Source organism: Aestuariivirga sp. (assembly GCF_046294715.1).
Lineage (GTDB): Bacteria > Pseudomonadota > Alphaproteobacteria > Rhizobiales > Aestuariivirgaceae > Aestuariivirga.
The window spans coordinates 81,727-96,319 of record NZ_JBKBKI010000007.1 but is presented as its reverse complement, the minus strand read 5'-3'; the positions used below and the strand labels follow the sequence as shown (position 1 = coordinate 96,319).

The following is a 14,593-nucleotide window of genomic DNA, read 5'->3' as shown; positions in this document are numbered from 1 at the left end:
GCCATCGGCAACTGAAACCCAGGGTAAAATTCCGTCAGGCGGAGGCAGTGGCCTTGCCATTCTGCTTGTCGGCATAGATCAGGAGCGGCTTGGCGGTGCCGTCCACCACCTCCTTCGAAATCACCACCTCCTCGACCCCATTCATGGCCGGCAGGTCGAACATGGTTTCGAGCAGGATCGACTCCATGATGGATCGCAAACCGCGGGCACCCGTCTTGCGCTCGATGGCGCGGCGGGCAATGGCGTGCAGCGCCTCGTCCGGGAAGGTGAGCTTGACGCCCTCCATCTCGAACAGCCGCTGATACTGCTTCACCAGCGCGTTCTTGGGCTCCACCAGGATCTGCATCAGGGCGGTCTCGTCGAGGTCCTCGAGCGTGGCTACCACCGGCAGACGGCCGACGAATTCGGGGATGAGGCCAAACTTCAGGAGATCCTCTGGCTCCAGCTCGCGCAGCACCGCACCCGTGCGCCGGTCCTCAGGCGAGCGGATGTCGGCGCCGAAGCCCAGTCCCGACCCCTTGGAACGCTGGTTGATGATGCGCTCGAGGCCGGCGAAGGCACCGCCGCAGATGAACAGGATGTTGGTCGTGTCCACCTGCAGGAACTCCTGCTGGGGATGCTTGCGGCCGCCCTGCGGCGGAACGGAAGCGACCGTCCCTTCCATGATCTTCAGCAGCGCCTGCTGGACGCCCTCGCCCGATACGTCCCGGGTGATCGAGGGGTTGTCCGACTTGCGGCTGATCTTGTCCACCTCGTCGATGTAGACGATGCCGCGCTGGGCGCGCTCGACGTTGTAGTCAGCCGCCTGAAGCAGCTTCAGGATGATGTTCTCGACATCCTCGCCAACGTATCCGGCTTCCGTCAGCGTGGTGGCGTCGGCCATGGTGAAAGGCACGTCGAGGATGCGGGCCAGCGTCTGGGCGAGCAACGTCTTGCCGGAGCCCGTGGGGCCAACCAGCAGGATATTCGACTTCGCCAGTTCCACGTCGTTATTCTTCTGGGCGTGGTTCAGGCGCTTGTAATGGTTATGCACGGCCACCGAGAGCACCTTCTTGGCGTGCTCCTGGCCGATGACGTAGTCGTCCAGAACCTTGCGAATCTCGTGCGGGGTGGGCACGCCGTCCTTGGATTTCGCCAGCGAGGTCTTGTTCTCCTCGCGGATGATGTCCATGCAGAGTTCCACGCACTCATCGCAGATGAACACGGTCGGGCCCGCAATCAGCTTGCGGACCTCGTGCTGGCTCTTGCCGCAGAAGGAGCAGTACAAGGTGTTCTTGCTGTCGCTCCCCGTTGCCTTACTCATTAGCTCTCCTCGGACGAATGCTGCATCTTACGCATGCAGGCTTCACTGAGACTTCACCGCAATTGCCGCAGATCCATCCCACCCTGTCCGGACGCACCGGACTCAAATCGATACTTCAGCATGGGCAGACATGGTTAATCAAGAATTGATTACCTTCTGCCCCACCGGCGCAATTTCCGGTGGAAATCCGGTGTCCTCACTTGGCTTCGGCCGGCATCGGACGCTTCTCGATCACCTTGTCGATGAGGCCGAAGGCGAGTGCGGCTTCCGAAGTGAAGAAGTTGTCGCGCTCGAGGGCCTCCTCGATGGTCTGGTAGTCGCGCCCGGTGTGGTGGACATAGATTTCGTTGAGCCTGCGCTTCAGGCTTTCCACTTCGCGGGCATGGATCAGGATGTCGGTGACCTGGCCCTGGTAACCGCCCGAGGGCTGGTGAACCATGATGCGGGAGTTCGGAAGCGCGAACCTCAAGCCCTTCTCCCCCGCGGTCAGCAGGAGCGAGCCCATGGAGGCTGCTTGCCCCATCACTGTGGTAGAAACAGGGCAGCGGATGAACTGCATGGTGTCGTAGATAGACAGGCCGGAGGTGACGACACCGCCCGGGCTGTTGATGTACATCGAGATTTCCTTTTTGGGGTTTTCCGCCTCGAGGAACAGGAGCTGCATGCAGATGGAGGCCGCGACGTTGTCGTCGATCGGGCCAGTGATGAAGATGATGCGCTCGCGCAGCAGGCGGGACGGAAGGTCATAGACGCGCTCTCCCCGGCTCTCCTGCTGGATGACGGAGGGCCAGAATGCACCGGTGGTGAGAAACTCGACGGGATCGCGCATGCTTTTCCTTGGGTTGAATCGCTTCTTTCTGGTGCCATAGATAGGGGAGCCTGCGGGAGGATGGAAGAGGCTTCGCCCAAAGCGTTAATTGCAGGTTGTCCGGTAACCGGCCGGGGAATTGCGGGACGTGGCGGGTCTGGCGCAGACTGCATCGACTACCGCAATCCAGGACCCCATGAAAAGTTTCAAACCGCACACACCGCTCGATACCCTGCCCCACCACCGCTTGAAGCTTGCCAATGTGGTGCGGGCGGCGGGGATCATCGACCCCGTCTTCCTGAACTCGCCGCAGTTCGCTTGCGAGCCCCTCAGCGAGGCCCTCTCCTGCCAGCTAACTCTGAAGCTCGAGACCACAAACCCAATTCGCTCGTTCAAGGGGCGCGGCGCAGGCTACCTCGTCGCCCGCCGACTGGCCGATGGCGAAATCGGCGGAAGCCGCATCGTGGGGGCGAGTGCGGGAAACTGGGGTCAGGCGGTGGCTTACGCCTGCCGCGCACACGGGCTGCCGCTTACCCTCTTCGCCGCCACGGGGGCCAACCCGCTCAAGGTGGCGCGCATGAAGGCGCTGGGCGCGGAGGTCGTCCTCACGGGCGAGGATTTCGATGCGGCCAAGATTGCCGCCGAAGCGCACGCCCGGGAGACGGGCGGGCTCTGGGTGGCGGACGGGCTCGACCCCGAAGCCGCCGAGGGTGCCGCCACCATCGCCATGGAACTGGCGGAAGGAGAGTTGCCGGAGGCCATCCTGGTGCCGCTTGGCAACGGCGCGTTGCTCACCGGAATCGCCCGCTGGGCCAAGGCCGTCAGCCCTGCAACCGAGGTCATCGGCGTTCAGGCCCGCGGAGCCGATGCAATGGAGAAGTCCTGGCGCTCGGGCCGGCTCGTCATCGCGCCCTCGGTTTCCACCATCGCCGACGGCATCGGCGTCCGGGTGCCTATCGCGGAAGCCGTCGAGGACATGAAGGGCATCGTTGACGAGGTGCTGCTGGTGGATGACGAGGCGCTCGTCACCGCCATGCGTCTCCTCTTCCGGAAGGCGGGCCAGCTTGCGGAGCCTTCCGGGGCGGCAGGCGTGGCGGCCATCCTGACCTTTGCCGAGCGCTTTCGGAACCGCCGCCTCGCGACCATCATCTGCGGCAGCAACCTGACAGAGGAGCAGGTGAAGGCCTGGGTTCTGTAGGATGCCCGGATCCGATCACGCGGCCGTGCCGATGCGAAACTTCCTCACCTCGTTGGCGAGTTCGTCCGCCTGCTGGGCGAGGGACAGGCTGGCGGCGGTCGACTGCTCGGCCATGGCGGCGTTCTGCTGGGTAATCTGGTCGATGCGGTCCATCATTACGCCGAAATTCCGCATCGCCGCCCCGGCCTCCTGAACGAGGCGCGAGCCATTGCCCACCTGGTCGGAGGATTGCGAGATCAGCGCCTTGATCTCCTTGGCCGCCTCGGCCGAGCGCTGCGCCAGGGCGCGCACCTCCGAGGCAACGACGGCGAAGCCGCGGCCCGCTTCACCGGCGCGCGCTGCCTCCACCCCTGCATTGAGCGCGAGCAGGTTTGTCTGGAAGGCGATCTCGTCCATCACACCTATGATCTGGGTGATCTTGCGGGCGGAGCTCTCGATGCCGCGCATTGCCGCGATGGTGCGGCTGATGGTCGATTCTTCGCGGGGCTCGTCCTCGCGGGGCACGGCGGATCCGTTGCCGAGTTCCGTCACCTTGCCGAGTTCCGTCACGGTGTTGTCCAGCATGTGGGCATGTTCCTCGGCACGGCGCGAGAGATCGCCAGACGCCGCGGCGATTTCGCGGGTCGCCGCACGGATCGTTCCGATGCTGTCGTTGATGGCCGTGATGGCGCCCTCCACCTGCTCGGCTGCGGCGTTGTAGTTGGCGACGAGCTGGCGGTAAGCGCCGGGCACGTCCTCCGTCATGCGGTAGGTCAGGTCCTTGGAAGCAAGATGCGAGAGCGCGGTGCGCAGCGCGCCAAGCACCGTCTCGCGCTCCTTCTGCACCTGCTCTTCCTCCGTCCGCATGCGCTCTTCGGCCCTGCGGCGGGCCTCCTCCGAGGCCTCGATGTAAACCGAGATGGCATAATCCATGTCGAGAAGCGCGGCGCGCACCAGGCTGCCAACGGAATCGAGCGTCGCCTGGCGGCGCCCGGGCATCAGCGCCGTGGGCGACTTCAGGACTTCCTTCACCAGCCCTTCGATCAGCATGGCATAGCCCGCGATGTACCAGCGCGGCTCAAGCCCGGTGCGCGCATGAGTCATGCCCACTCGCGTGACCTTGCTTACATACTCGTCTCCGAAATCCCCGTTGGCGATGATCCGCCAGTGATCGAGCTGGGCGCGGTGAGCGCGGGCCACGGCCTCGTCCGTCGGGAAGAACTTGCTCATCTCGGGGTGGCGGCGGATGACGGCGTAGAAGGTATCGAGCAGCCCGGGAAGCACCTTCATCACGCTTGCACTGCAGCGGCGCAGGCTGTCGCGGGCGCGCTGGTCGAGGCCGATGAAGGCGAGGCGGGAGGAAAGAGAGCTGTCGGGGGCGGCGGGCTGGCTTGCCATGAACGAATCTCCGGGTCTGCCGGACATCAGTTCCATGCGTAGCCTTGTTCGGGGCTGGAGCGGGCCCCAGCATGGCAACGGCCGGGCACGAGGCCCGGCCGCTTGCGTTCTTCATCTTTAAAGAGATCAGGCGCTGGCCTGGTCTTCCTCGTCCTGCACCATGGCCTGGAGTTCGTCCTTGCTGACGGCCTTCTCGGAGACATTGGCCTTGGCAACGATCGAATCCACCACCTTCTGCTCGAAGATGGGGCCGCGCAGTTCCATCATGGCGGCCGGATTCTTGCGGTAATAGTCGATCACCATCTTCTCCTGGCCGGGGAACTGGCGCATGCGTCCCATGAGCGCGTTCTGCAGCTCCTGCTCCGTCACCTGAACGCCCTCCTTCTCGCCCATGGTGCCGAGCACGAGGCCCAGCCTCACGCGGCGTTCGGCAATGGCGCGATACTCCTTGCGTGCCTCCTCCTCGGTCGTGTTCTCGTCGGCGAAGGTCTTGCCGGAGCGGTTCATCTCACCGGTCAGCGCATTCCAGATGCCGTTGAACTCGGCGTCGACCAGCTTCTCGGGCAGATCGAAGGAGTATTCCTTGTCCAGCGCGTCGAGCACGTCGCGCTTCAGCTTCATCGCCGTCATCTGGGCAAACTCGGCGGCCATGCGCTCCTTCACCATGTCCTTGAGCTTGCCGAGGTCCTCCAATCCCATCTTCTTGGCGAACTCATCGTCGATCTCGGCCTCCTGGGCGCCTTCGACCTTGGTCACCTTGGTGGCGAATTCGGCGGGCTTGCCGGCAAGCTCGGCAACACCGTAATCGGCAGGGAATGTCACCTTCACCGTCACCTCGTCGCCGGCCTTGGCGCCCACGAGCTGCTCCTCGAAGCCCGGGATGAACTGGCCCGAGCCGAGCTCGAGCGACACGTCCTCAGCCGTACCGCCCTCGAAGGGGGTGCCGTCGATGGTGCCGACGAAATTGATGGTCACACGGTCGCCTGTCGCGGCCGCGCCTTCCTTGTCGCCGAAGCCCTTGGACTGCGAGGCGATGCGTTTCAGGGTCTCCTGGATCTGGTCTTCGGTCACCTCCACCACGTGGCGGGTGAGCTCGAGGCCGGAATGGTCCTTCACCTCGAAATCGGGGATCACCTCGAGTGCGACCGAGAAGGCGAGGTCGCCCTTGCCGTCCATGATGGCCTCGACCTCTGCCTGGTCTTCCGGCAGCTTCACCTCCGGCTGGTAGGCCGGCTTCAGCTTCTTCTCCTCGAGCAGAGCCTTGGACTTCGAGTCGATCGTATCCTGGACGACCTCGGCCATGGCCGACTTGCCGTAAACCCGGCGGAGATGGCTCACCGGCACCTTGCCCGGGCGGAAGCCCCTGATGTTGGCGCGCTTGGACAGGTCCACGAGCTTGGCGTTCAGCTCCTTGTCGAGCTCGGCCGCATTGACCACCACCTTGTATTCGCGCCTGAGGCCAGCGCTGAGCGTCTCGGTAACCTGCATCGTTCCTGCTTCCGTCTATTCAATGGGCCAGTGGCTCCGGATTGCGTTCGGCTCGCGCATGGTGCGGGCGGAGGGACTTGAACCCCCACGGGTTTCCCCACTGGAACCTAAATCCAGCGTGTCTGCCAATTTCACCACGCCCGCGCGCGAGCAAAAGCCCGGGCCGTTGCAATGGGCGCGGTCTATAGCAGAGGGGTTTTCGGTATGCCAGTGAAGAAAACGCCCGATTTCTGAATGGCGGAAAGCGGTTTCACGGCTTACGGCCGGGCCTCACCTGCGCCAGTGTCGAAAGGCCGATCCCGGCTGCCACAACCGCAATTCCCAGCCACACCAGGGGCGGATAGCTCTCGCCCAGGAAGGCGATGCCGGCGCCCACCCCCACCGCCGCCGCCACGTAGCCTATCTGCGAGAGGTAGGTCGGGCCGCCCACCGCCTGCAGCCGAAAGAAAGTGAGATACATCGCCGTCGATGCGATGAGCTGCGCTGCGACAAGACCGGGCACCGCAAGGAGCGGCAGGAGGTCGAGACCGGCCCCCAGGCTGGCGAGCAGGAGCAGCGGCAGGACAGCGGCGAGGTTGACCATGGCGCCGAGTCGCATCGGCCCCGCACCCCTGGGCCAGGCCATGCTGCGGTAGACGTTGCCGATTCCGAGGAAGACCGGGATCAGCGCGGCGAGGAACAGCCAGTGCGTTTCCCCGCCAGCGAAGCTCACATGGCGCGCCAGGATGATGGTCACAGCGCCGGCCAGCCCCACCGCAATACCGGCAAGGCCGAGAAGGTTCGGCGGCCGCACCCTGAGGAGCATGGATAGCAGCGCCGTCGTCACCGGCGAGGTCGCGACCAGGATCGCTGCCAATCCGCTGCCGATATGAGGAATGGCGGCGAAAGTGAGGAACAGCGGGATCACGTTCGAAACAAGGCCCGAGATCGCTGCATATCGATAGATTCCCGGCACGGGCGGTGCCTTCTCGAACAGGGTTGCGGCCGCGAGAACGGAAATTCCGGCGCCGAGGCAGATCACCGCCGCCCACAGCGCCGGATTTACGCCTGCCGCGGCGGCGAGCTTGCCCAGCGGGAAATTGGCGCCGAAGGCAAGCCCGGTGACGAGGAGCAGCGGAAACGGCCGGTTCATAGCGCGTCGCGCAGCGTTTCCGCGGTCAGACCATCCGGCCCAGGGAGGGTTGCTGCCGCGCCGTGCCGCCAGACGGCGGCGGAGGCAGCCTCGAAGCCAGGGAGCCCCTGGGCGAGCAGACCCGCCACCAGCCCGGCCAACACGTCTCCCGACCCGGCGGTGGCGAGCGAGGGCGGCGCGTTGACATTGATGCGAGCCCGCCCGTCCGGCGCGGCGATCACGGTATCGGCACCTTTCAGCACCACGACCGCGCCGGAGCATTCGGCAGCCCGTCGCGCCAATTCGAGCTTTGAATCGCTTCCCTCTCGCAAACCGCTGAAGAGGCGCGCAAATTCGCCCGCGTGCGGTGTCAGGACGACGGGTCGCTGAGGTTGCGAACCGATCAGGCCAAACAGAACCTCCGGATCGTTCGCGAAGCTGGTCAACGCGTCGGCGTCAAGCACCGCCGCCGCTCCACAGGTCAAGACGGTTTCGACGTTGGCCCGCGTCTCGGCGCCGACACCCGCAGCAGGACCAACCACCACGGCATTCTTGCGTCGATCGGCAAGCAGTGACGCCAGCGGCACATCCGAAAGCATCACCGCCGTCACCTGCGTGGCATGCACGGCAAGCGCCTCGCGCGTGCCGGAGAGCGTCACGAGTCCCGCCCCTGCCCGGAGAGCGGCCTCTGCGGCGAGGCGCGAGGCTCCCGTGTTGAGCGGCCCACCCGAGACGGCCACGACGTGGCCGCGGCCATACTTGTGGCCCGCCATTGCGGGTTCAGGAGTGCAGATTTCGCTGTTGATCCAAGCTCTTGGCTGGATTTTCTGCAATACCGATTCAGGAATGCCGATCTCCGCCACCACGGTTTCGCCGCACAACATCCGGCCCGGCAACAGCACATGGCCAGGCTTCTTCCGGAAAAACGTCACGGTGAGCTCGGCCCGGACGCTGGCGCCCCTCGGCTGGCCCGTTCGTCCGTCGAGACCGGAAGGCACGTCCACCGCCACCACTGGACAACCCGCTGCGTTGATCGCGCCCGCCAGTTCTGCCGGAAATTCCCTGGAAAGCCCCGCACCGAACAGCGAATCGACGATGAGACGGGCATTGCCGATCGATACGCCCTGCTCGACCGGGCCTTCCCAGCGTCGTGCCATGGCTGCCGCGTCACCTCTGAGCTCATCCCGGGCGCCGAGTAGCCCCAGCCTTACCGGCCAACCCCAGCTCTTCAGGTAACGGGCGGCCACGAAGCCGTCGCCGCCATTGTTGCCGGGTCCGCAGAGCACCAGCGTGGGCCGCGCGCCGTAGCGGCGCACGATCTCCTCGGCCACGGCGCGGCCGGCATTTTCCATGAGCAGCAGCGAGGCAATCCCCGCCTCCGCAGCGAGGCGGTCGGCCCGGTACATTTCCTCGGGGGTCAAGAGTTCGTGGGTCATGGGCGGAAGTTAGCCCATCCCCCGTCACTGAGGAACCAATCGCGCAAAAGGGGCGTTCGACTGGCAATCTTGCCCTCAACCGGAGTTACCGAACCCATGCGAACGCTGAACGTCATCGCCATGGCGCTGCTTGTCATCGGCGGCCTCAACTGGCTGCTGGTCGGGCTCTTCTCCTTCGACCTCGTGGCCGCCATCTTCGGGGGAGAAGTCGGAGAACGCAGCCTCCTTTCCCGCATCGTCTACGTGATCGTCGGCATCGCCGCCCTCTATGGCCTCTATCTCTTCAAGCCCATCACAGAGGACCATCACGAGCGGCTGCCGCATACCCGCGTCTGACGGGTTCCGCCGGGCTTGCGAAAAGGCCCGGAGAAGCGGAATCTCCGGTCACACGCATGACCGGAGGCCGCCACCATGAACAACACCCCGCCCGATGCGGTGAAGCTTCTCGCCCGGCGCATCCTGGACATCGGCTATGAAGACCTTCCACCCCGCGAGCGCCACGTGATCGAGCGGGTCGCCAAGCGGGTTGCCGTCTCGCGCGACGTCAGCGCCCACTTTGAAGGAAGCCGCACCTTCGGCGAGAGACTCGCCGACCGGATCGCAGCCTTCGGGGGCTCCTGGACCTTCATCATGATCTTCGGCCTGGCGATTGCCGCATGGGTGACTGCGAACGGCGTGCTGATCGCGCGATGGGGAGCCGAGCCCTTCGACCCTTACCCGTTCATCCTGCTCAACCTGTTCCTGTCGCTGGTGGCGGCGATCCAGGCGCCCATCATCATGATGTCGCAGAACCGGCAGGCGGCGAAGGACCGGTTGCAGGCGAGCCACGACTACGAGGTCAACCTCAAGGCCGAAATCGAGATCATGGCACTGCATGAGAAGCTCGACGAGATGCGGCAGACAGATCTGCGGGAACTGATCGAGTCGCTGAGACGGCCTCCGGCCTCCGCCTAATTATTGTGCATCGCGCCTGTTTGAGCGGCAGACAATCCTGCCTAGAAATGCGGCATGCCCTCTAACGCTTTGATTTCACGTTAGACTTGAAATGGCACGGGTTGTGCAGTCCTCCCGCGCAACATTCCCGCGAGGCTGTCAGCGCACATGAAAAAGATCGAGGCGATCATCAAACCCTTCAAGCTCGACGAGGTGAAGGAGGCCCTTCAGGAGGTGGGTCTGCAAGGCATTACCGTCACCGAGGCCAAGGGTTTCGGCCGCCAAAAGGGACATACGGAGCTCTATCGCGGTGCTGAATACGTCGTCGACTTCCTGCCCAAGGTGAAGATCGAGGTGGTGCTCGCCGACGAGTTGGTCGAGAAGGCGGTCGAGGCGATCCAGAACGCAGCCCGCACCGGCCGCATCGGCGACGGCAAGATCTTCATCTCGAACATCGAGCAAGCCATCCGCATCCGCACCGGCGAGGCCGGTCCGGACGCGCTCTGAACCCATTCCGAACAACCGCTCAAGACCAGAGGAACATATCATGAGCAAGCCAATGGACGTGTCCGGCGTCCTCAAACTGATGAAGGACAAGGACGTCAAGTACGTCGACCTCCGCTTCACCGACCCGCGCGGCAAGATGCAGCACCTGACCATGGACGCCTCGCAGATGCACGAGGACGCCTGGGCCGAGGGCTTGATGTTCGACGGCTCCTCGATCGCCGGCTGGAAGGCCATCAACGAGTCCGACATGGTGCTGATGCCCGACCCCTCCTCGGCGCATCTGGACCCGTTCTACGCCCAGACCACGCTGTCCGTTTTCTGCGACATTCTCGAGCCCGGCACGGGCGAAGGCTATCCGCGCGACCCGCGCATGATCGCCAAGCGCACCGAGGCCTATCTCAAGTCCACCGGCATCGGCGACACGGTGTTCGTCGGGCCTGAGGCCGAATTCTTCATCTTCGACGACGTGAAGTTCGCGGTGTCGCCCTACAATACCGGATTCAGGCTGGACTCGGTCGAGCTCCCGATCAACTCGGACCGCGACTACGAAACCGGCAACATGGGCCACCGCATGCGCACGAAGGGCGGCTACTTCCCGGTGAACCCGATGGATTCCGCTCAGGACATGCGCTCCGAGATGCTCGCCACCATGGGAGAAATGGGCCTCATCGTCGAGAAGCACCACCACGAGGTCGCCTCCGCCCAGCACGAACTCGGTACGCGCTACCAGCCCCTCGTCACCGCCGCGGATCACATGCAGATCTACAAGTACGTGATCCACAACGTGGCGCACGCCTATGGCAAGACGGCCACCTTCATGCCGAAGCCGATCTTCGGCGACAACGGCTCCGGCATGCACTGCCACTTCTCGATCTGGAAGGAAGGCAAGACGCAGATGGCCGGCAACCAGTACGCCGACCTCTCGGAAACCTGCCTCTACTTCATCGGCGGCGTGATCAAGCATGCGAAGGCGCTGAACGCCTTCACCAACCCGTCGACCAACTCCTACAAGCGCCTGGTGCCCGGCTATGAAGCCCCCGTGCTGCTCGCCTACTCCTCGCGCAACCGCTCGGCCTCCTGCCGCATCCCCTACACGGCGAACCCGAAGGCGAAGCGCGTCGAAGTGCGCTTCCCCGACCCGACGGCAAACCCCTATCTCTGCTTCTCGGCCATCGTGATGGCGGGCCTCGACGGAATCGTGAACAAGCTCCATCCCGGCCCGGCGATGGACAAGAACCTCTACGACCTGCCGCCCGCCGAACTCGCCAAGGTGCCGACGGTCTGCGGATCGCTGCAGGAGGCCATCGACTCGCTGAGTTCCGACCACGAGTTCCTGCTCAAGGGCGGCGTCTTCTCCAAGGACCAGATCGAGAGCTATCTCGAGCTCAAGCAGGAAGAGCAGGACCGCTACCGGATGACGCCGCACCCGGTTGAGTTCGACATGTACTATTCCTGCTGACGCCCTTCCCTCGGGACGCGACAGCGAAGCCCCGGCAGAAATGCCGGGGCTTTCGTGTTCAGGGAACAGGTCTCTCCTGCTTGCGCGGCAAGGTGAGGGAGACTAGACCCTCGCTCCAATGGCCGAGACCCACGCGATTCCTGCCCGTTCCCCAGCCGCCGAATTCCGCCTCGGGGTCGCACTGGTCGCCGGAGCGGCGCTGACCTGGAGCTTCGGCGGCACCATCGCCCGCTTCATCAGCGTGGAGGACAGCTGGACGGTCGTGTTCTGGCGCGCATTTTTCGCCTCCTCCTTCCTTTTTCTCTTCATGCTCTGGCGGGACGGCCCGAAAGGTACGGTGCTGCTGTTCCGCAGCATGGGTCTTGCCGGCCTCGGTGTTGCGGTTTGCTTCGCCATCGCCTCTTCGGCCTTCGTCGTGGCGCTGCAATACACAACCGTGGCAAACATCCTTCTCACCCAGGCGGCAGCACCCCTTTTTGCCGCGCTGCTGGCCTGGATCGTTTTCAGCGAGCGCGTGAACCTCGCCACCTGGCTTGCCATCGCGGCGGTGATCTGCGGCGTCGTGATCATGGTCTCGGGGTCCTTCTCGGGCAGCGTGTCGCCTCTGGGGGACGGGCTGGCCCTGCTGATCGCGGCGCTATTCTCCTGCGCCATCGTCATCACCCGCCATCATCCGGAGGTGCGGATGACGCCCGCCGTCTGCCTCGGAACGGCGATGTCCTGCGCCACCGCCAGCGTGCTCGCCGGCGGCTTTGCCGTTTCAGCCGCCGATATGATCTGGCTGGTGCTTTTCGGCGCGGTGAACCTGGGGATGGGGCTTGCTATGTTCGTCACGGGGGCGAGGCTCGTTCCAGCGGCACTCGCCGCCCTGGTCAGCACGCTGGAGCCGGTGCTGGGGCCCGTGTGGGTGTGGCTGATGCACGGCGAAGTGCCGGGCGCCCGAACGATCTTGGGCGGCACCATCGTCTTCGCCGCCCTCCTCGCCCACATCCTCACCGACTGGCGGCGGCAACGAGAGCAGCGGCGTACCAGCCCCAGCCGCTGACGGTCTGGGCATTCTCGGCGACGTAGACCCGCCGCGCGAAGGCCGGGGCGCCACCCACCCGGTGCAGCGCGCCTTGTTCCAGGGGTTTCGCCGCATGGCGGAGCGGCAGATAGCCCGAGCCGCCCTTCTCGAGCAGGTGATCGAGCGCCCAGTCGGAGGAGGCGATCACCAGCGCGGAGACGGCATCGCCCGGAAAGGCGGCCGCGTGCTGGCGGCGGAATTCATCGCCGTGGTCGACGAACACATATGAGGAGTCGAGGCGCGGCGACTCCATCTTCTCCCGGGAGACCATGACCAGCTCGTCGTCGAACAGCACGCGGCTGCGGAAGCGCTCGCCGCCCTGCGGCGCATGGCAGAACGCGATATCGACGAGACCGATCTCCAGCCAGCGGTCGATCATGCGCTGCTCGCCCGGCCAGAAGGCCAGCGCCACCCTGGGGCTGTGCGCGCGCACATGATCGCGGAAGCGGCGGCCGGGCCCGTTCCACAGGTCGAAGTCCAGGCCGACGTTGCACACACCCTCGAACCCCCGGGGCAATGACACCTCGGCCCGTGCCTGCCCCCAGAGCTGCACCATCAGCTCGGCATAGCGGCGGAACTTGAAGCCGGGCGAGGTCAGGTCGGTGCCCGCCTTGTTGCGGTGGAGGAGCTTCTGGCCGATCTCCTCCTCAAGACCGTTGATGCGCGCCGTCACCGTGGAGGGTGTCACGTTCAGGCGCCGAGCGGCAGCGACGAAGCTTCCGGTCTCAACCACCGCAAGGAAGGTACGCAGTTCGGCAAGTGTCATGACCCGGCCTATTATTCGGAAATTCCGAACATTATCGCCAAAATATTTCGATTTTCAAAGCAATGCTGCTCTGTCACTCTCCGCCGCCAGATTCCGGAGGACGCTTTCGCCATGGACTTCATCCACTTCCTGTCGAGCCACATGCTGGACCCGTCTGTCGGCGGAAAGCGCCTGTACTGGAGCGTGGTCGCGCAGGCCGTGCATGCGGACGCGCTGGGCTTCACGGGTGTGGGAATTCCCGAGCATCACCTGATCAATATCCTGCTCATCCCGTCGCCGCTGCAGATGGCCGTCAAGGTGGCGGCGCACACGAAGAGGGTGAAGCTCGTCACTTCGGTGTGCCAGCTACCGATCCGCGACATGCGGATTTTCGCTGGCGAGGTGGTGCAGGCGCAGGCGCTGTCCGACGGGCGCCTCATGCTCGGCGTCGGCAAGGGCGCCTTCGGCTTCGAGACCGCGCGCTTCGACGTGCCGATTGAGGCGACCAAACCACAGTTCGAGGAAGACCTGAGGCTGCTCGAGGCGCTGCTGACCCAGGAGGAGGTCTCCTGGAGCAGCGAGCGCTACAGCTTCGCGCCGCTCACCATCATGCCGCGCCCTGAAGACCCCATCCCGCTCATGGTGGCGGTGATGAACCCGCCCGGAATCGAGGCGGCAGCCAAGGCCGGCTACCACGTGCAGACGACGCCGCTCGGCGGCAGCCACCAGCAGCTCATCGACCAGGTCACGGCTTTCACCCGCGGCAAGGCGGCTGCCGGCCGGCCGCTGGACACCACTCTCAGCCTTCAGCGCGGGCTGTTCCTTGTTTCCGGCGAGAAGGAGCGGCGATACATCGCCGAGCGCGCCTTCGCCTATTACCAGAGCTTCGACAACGTGTTCGGCGGTGCGGGAATCGTCGACAGGGGCGTCATCCGCCCGCTGCCGCGGAGCCAGACCATGGAGGAGCTGAGCCAGAACCTCCTGCTCTGCGGCAAGGAGGAGATGATCGACAGGCTCTCCGTCTACGCCGAACTCGGCATCGACGCAGTACTCACCACCTCCAACTTCGGACAGGACGAGCAGATGACCCTCGACATGATGAGCCGCTTCGCGGAAGAGGTGATGCCGCACTTCCGCCGGCGGCGGCAGGCGGCATAACAGC

The 14,593-nt window shown here is 64.8% G+C and carries 14 protein-coding genes and 1 tRNA gene; 7 read left to right on the top strand and 8 right to left on the bottom strand.

Features of this window, described 5'->3' with window-relative positions:
* Positions 1-34 precede the first annotated feature (34 nt).
* The gene (clpX, locus tag ACK4HL_RS07235; protein WP_409757887.1) at positions 35-1,303 is read right to left on the bottom strand and encodes an ATP-dependent Clp protease ATP-binding subunit ClpX; all 1,269 of its coding nucleotides are present in this window, start codon (positions 1,301-1,303) and stop codon (positions 35-37) included.
* Between the two features lie 196 nt (positions 1,304-1,499).
* Entirely contained in the window at positions 1,500-2,132 is a 633-nt protein-coding gene (locus ACK4HL_RS07230; protein ID WP_409757884.1) for an ATP-dependent Clp protease proteolytic subunit, read from the bottom strand.
* A gap of 175 nt (positions 2,133-2,307) precedes the next feature.
* On the opposite strand from ACK4HL_RS07230, the gene ACK4HL_RS07225 reads away from it, so the two are divergent.
* Entirely contained in the window at positions 2,308-3,309 is a 1,002-nt protein-coding gene (locus ACK4HL_RS07225; RefSeq protein ID WP_409757881.1) for a threonine/serine dehydratase, read from the top strand.
* Between the two features lie 15 nt (positions 3,310-3,324).
* Here ACK4HL_RS07225 and ACK4HL_RS07220 read toward each other — a convergent pair whose 3' ends face one another.
* The 5 genes from ACK4HL_RS07220 to ACK4HL_RS07200 form a co-directional block, all read right to left on the bottom strand.
* Positions 3,325-4,686: a methyl-accepting chemotaxis protein gene (locus ACK4HL_RS07220; RefSeq protein ID WP_409757878.1), complete on the bottom strand. Its 1,362-nt coding sequence runs from the start codon at positions 4,684-4,686 to the stop codon at positions 3,325-3,327.
* A 126-nt stretch (positions 4,687-4,812) separates the two neighbouring features.
* A complete protein-coding gene (tig, locus tag ACK4HL_RS07215) occupies positions 4,813-6,174 on the bottom strand; it encodes a trigger factor (protein WP_409757875.1) in 1,362 nt (453 codons plus the stop codon).
* Between the two features lie 59 nt (positions 6,175-6,233).
* Positions 6,234-6,318 (bottom strand) — tRNA-Leu (locus tag ACK4HL_RS07210).
* A 106-nt stretch (positions 6,319-6,424) separates the two neighbouring features.
* Positions 6,425-7,306: a DMT family transporter gene (locus ACK4HL_RS07205; protein WP_409757872.1), complete on the bottom strand. Its 882-nt coding sequence runs from the start codon at positions 7,304-7,306 to the stop codon at positions 6,425-6,427.
* The gene (locus ACK4HL_RS07200) at positions 7,303-8,721 is read right to left on the bottom strand and encodes an NAD(P)H-hydrate dehydratase (protein ID WP_409757869.1); all 1,419 of its coding nucleotides are present in this window, start codon (positions 8,719-8,721) and stop codon (positions 7,303-7,305) included. The genes ACK4HL_RS07205 and ACK4HL_RS07200 overlap by 4 nt, the downstream gene beginning before the upstream one ends.
* Positions 8,722-8,817: 96 nt before the next feature.
* Between ACK4HL_RS07200 and ACK4HL_RS07195 the strand changes: the two genes are divergently transcribed.
* The 5 genes from ACK4HL_RS07195 (at position 8,818) to ACK4HL_RS07175 (ending at position 12,665) form a co-directional block, all read left to right on the top strand.
* Entirely contained in the window at positions 8,818-9,057 is a 240-nt protein-coding gene (locus ACK4HL_RS07195; protein WP_409757866.1) for a DUF378 domain-containing protein, read from the top strand.
* Between the two features lie 75 nt (positions 9,058-9,132).
* The gene (locus ACK4HL_RS07190) at positions 9,133-9,675 is read left to right on the top strand and encodes a DUF1003 domain-containing protein (protein ID WP_409757863.1); all 543 of its coding nucleotides are present in this window, start codon (positions 9,133-9,135) and stop codon (positions 9,673-9,675) included.
* Positions 9,676-9,822: 147 nt separating this feature from the next.
* Positions 9,823-10,161 (top strand): P-II family nitrogen regulator, encoded by a 339-nt coding sequence (locus ACK4HL_RS07185; protein ID WP_409757861.1) that lies wholly within the window; start codon positions 9,823-9,825, stop codon positions 10,159-10,161.
* A gap of 52 nt (positions 10,162-10,213) precedes the next feature.
* Complete coding sequence (gene glnA, locus ACK4HL_RS07180; protein WP_409758080.1) at positions 10,214-11,620, top strand: type I glutamate--ammonia ligase; 1,407 nt, start codon at positions 10,214-10,216, stop codon at positions 11,618-11,620.
* Positions 11,621-11,738: 118 nt separating this feature from the next.
* Entirely contained in the window at positions 11,739-12,665 is a 927-nt protein-coding gene (locus ACK4HL_RS07175) for a DMT family transporter (RefSeq protein ID WP_409757858.1), read from the top strand.
* Here the strand turns inward: ACK4HL_RS07175 and ACK4HL_RS07170 are convergent.
* Positions 12,613-13,452 carry a LysR family transcriptional regulator gene (locus ACK4HL_RS07170; RefSeq protein ID WP_409757855.1) on the bottom strand — a complete coding sequence of 280 codons (840 nt, stop codon included), beginning with the start codon at positions 13,450-13,452 and terminating at the stop codon, positions 12,613-12,615. The genes ACK4HL_RS07175 and ACK4HL_RS07170 overlap by 53 nt on opposite strands.
* A gap of 111 nt (positions 13,453-13,563) precedes the next feature.
* Between ACK4HL_RS07170 and ACK4HL_RS07165 the strand changes: the two genes are divergently transcribed.
* Entirely contained in the window at positions 13,564-14,589 is a 1,026-nt protein-coding gene (locus ACK4HL_RS07165; RefSeq protein WP_409757852.1) for an LLM class flavin-dependent oxidoreductase, read from the top strand.
* The last annotated feature ends 4 nt before the right edge of the window (positions 14,590-14,593 follow it).

What these genes read in the sequence shown, in the direction of transcription:
- ACK4HL_RS07195 (WP_409757866.1), top strand. Translation starts at nt 8,818, where the DNA reads ATGCGAACGCTGAACGTCATCGCCATGGCGCTGCTTGTCATCGGCGGC.
- ACK4HL_RS07205 (WP_409757872.1), bottom strand. Translation starts at nt 7,306, where the DNA reads ATGAACCGGCCGTTTCCGCTGCTCCTCGTCACCGGGCTTGCCTTCGGC.
- ACK4HL_RS07200 (WP_409757869.1), bottom strand. Translation starts at nt 8,721, where the DNA reads ATGACCCACGAACTCTTGACCCCCGAGGAAATGTACCGGGCCGACCGC.
- glnA (WP_409758080.1), top strand. Translation starts at nt 10,214, where the DNA reads ATGGACGTGTCCGGCGTCCTCAAACTGATGAAGGACAAGGACGTCAAG.
- ACK4HL_RS07165 (WP_409757852.1), top strand. Translation starts at nt 13,564, where the DNA reads ATGGACTTCATCCACTTCCTGTCGAGCCACATGCTGGACCCGTCTGTC.
- ACK4HL_RS07230 (WP_409757884.1), bottom strand. Translation starts at nt 2,132, where the DNA reads ATGCGCGATCCCGTCGAGTTTCTCACCACCGGTGCATTCTGGCCCTCC.
- tig (WP_409757875.1), bottom strand. Translation starts at nt 6,174, where the DNA reads ATGCAGGTTACCGAGACGCTCAGCGCTGGCCTCAGGCGCGAATACAAG.
- ACK4HL_RS07225 (WP_409757881.1), top strand. Translation starts at nt 2,308, where the DNA reads ATGAAAAGTTTCAAACCGCACACACCGCTCGATACCCTGCCCCACCAC.
- ACK4HL_RS07220 (WP_409757878.1), bottom strand. Translation starts at nt 4,686, where the DNA reads ATGGCAAGCCAGCCCGCCGCCCCCGACAGCTCTCTTTCCTCCCGCCTC.
- ACK4HL_RS07190 (WP_409757863.1), top strand. Translation starts at nt 9,133, where the DNA reads ATGAACAACACCCCGCCCGATGCGGTGAAGCTTCTCGCCCGGCGCATC.
- clpX (WP_409757887.1), bottom strand. Translation starts at nt 1,303, where the DNA reads ATGAGTAAGGCAACGGGGAGCGACAGCAAGAACACCTTGTACTGCTCC.
- ACK4HL_RS07175 (WP_409757858.1), top strand. Translation starts at nt 11,739, where the DNA reads ATGGCCGAGACCCACGCGATTCCTGCCCGTTCCCCAGCCGCCGAATTC.
- ACK4HL_RS07170 (WP_409757855.1), bottom strand. Translation starts at nt 13,452, where the DNA reads ATGACACTTGCCGAACTGCGTACCTTCCTTGCGGTGGTTGAGACCGGA.
- ACK4HL_RS07185 (WP_409757861.1), top strand. Translation starts at nt 9,823, where the DNA reads ATGAAAAAGATCGAGGCGATCATCAAACCCTTCAAGCTCGACGAGGTG.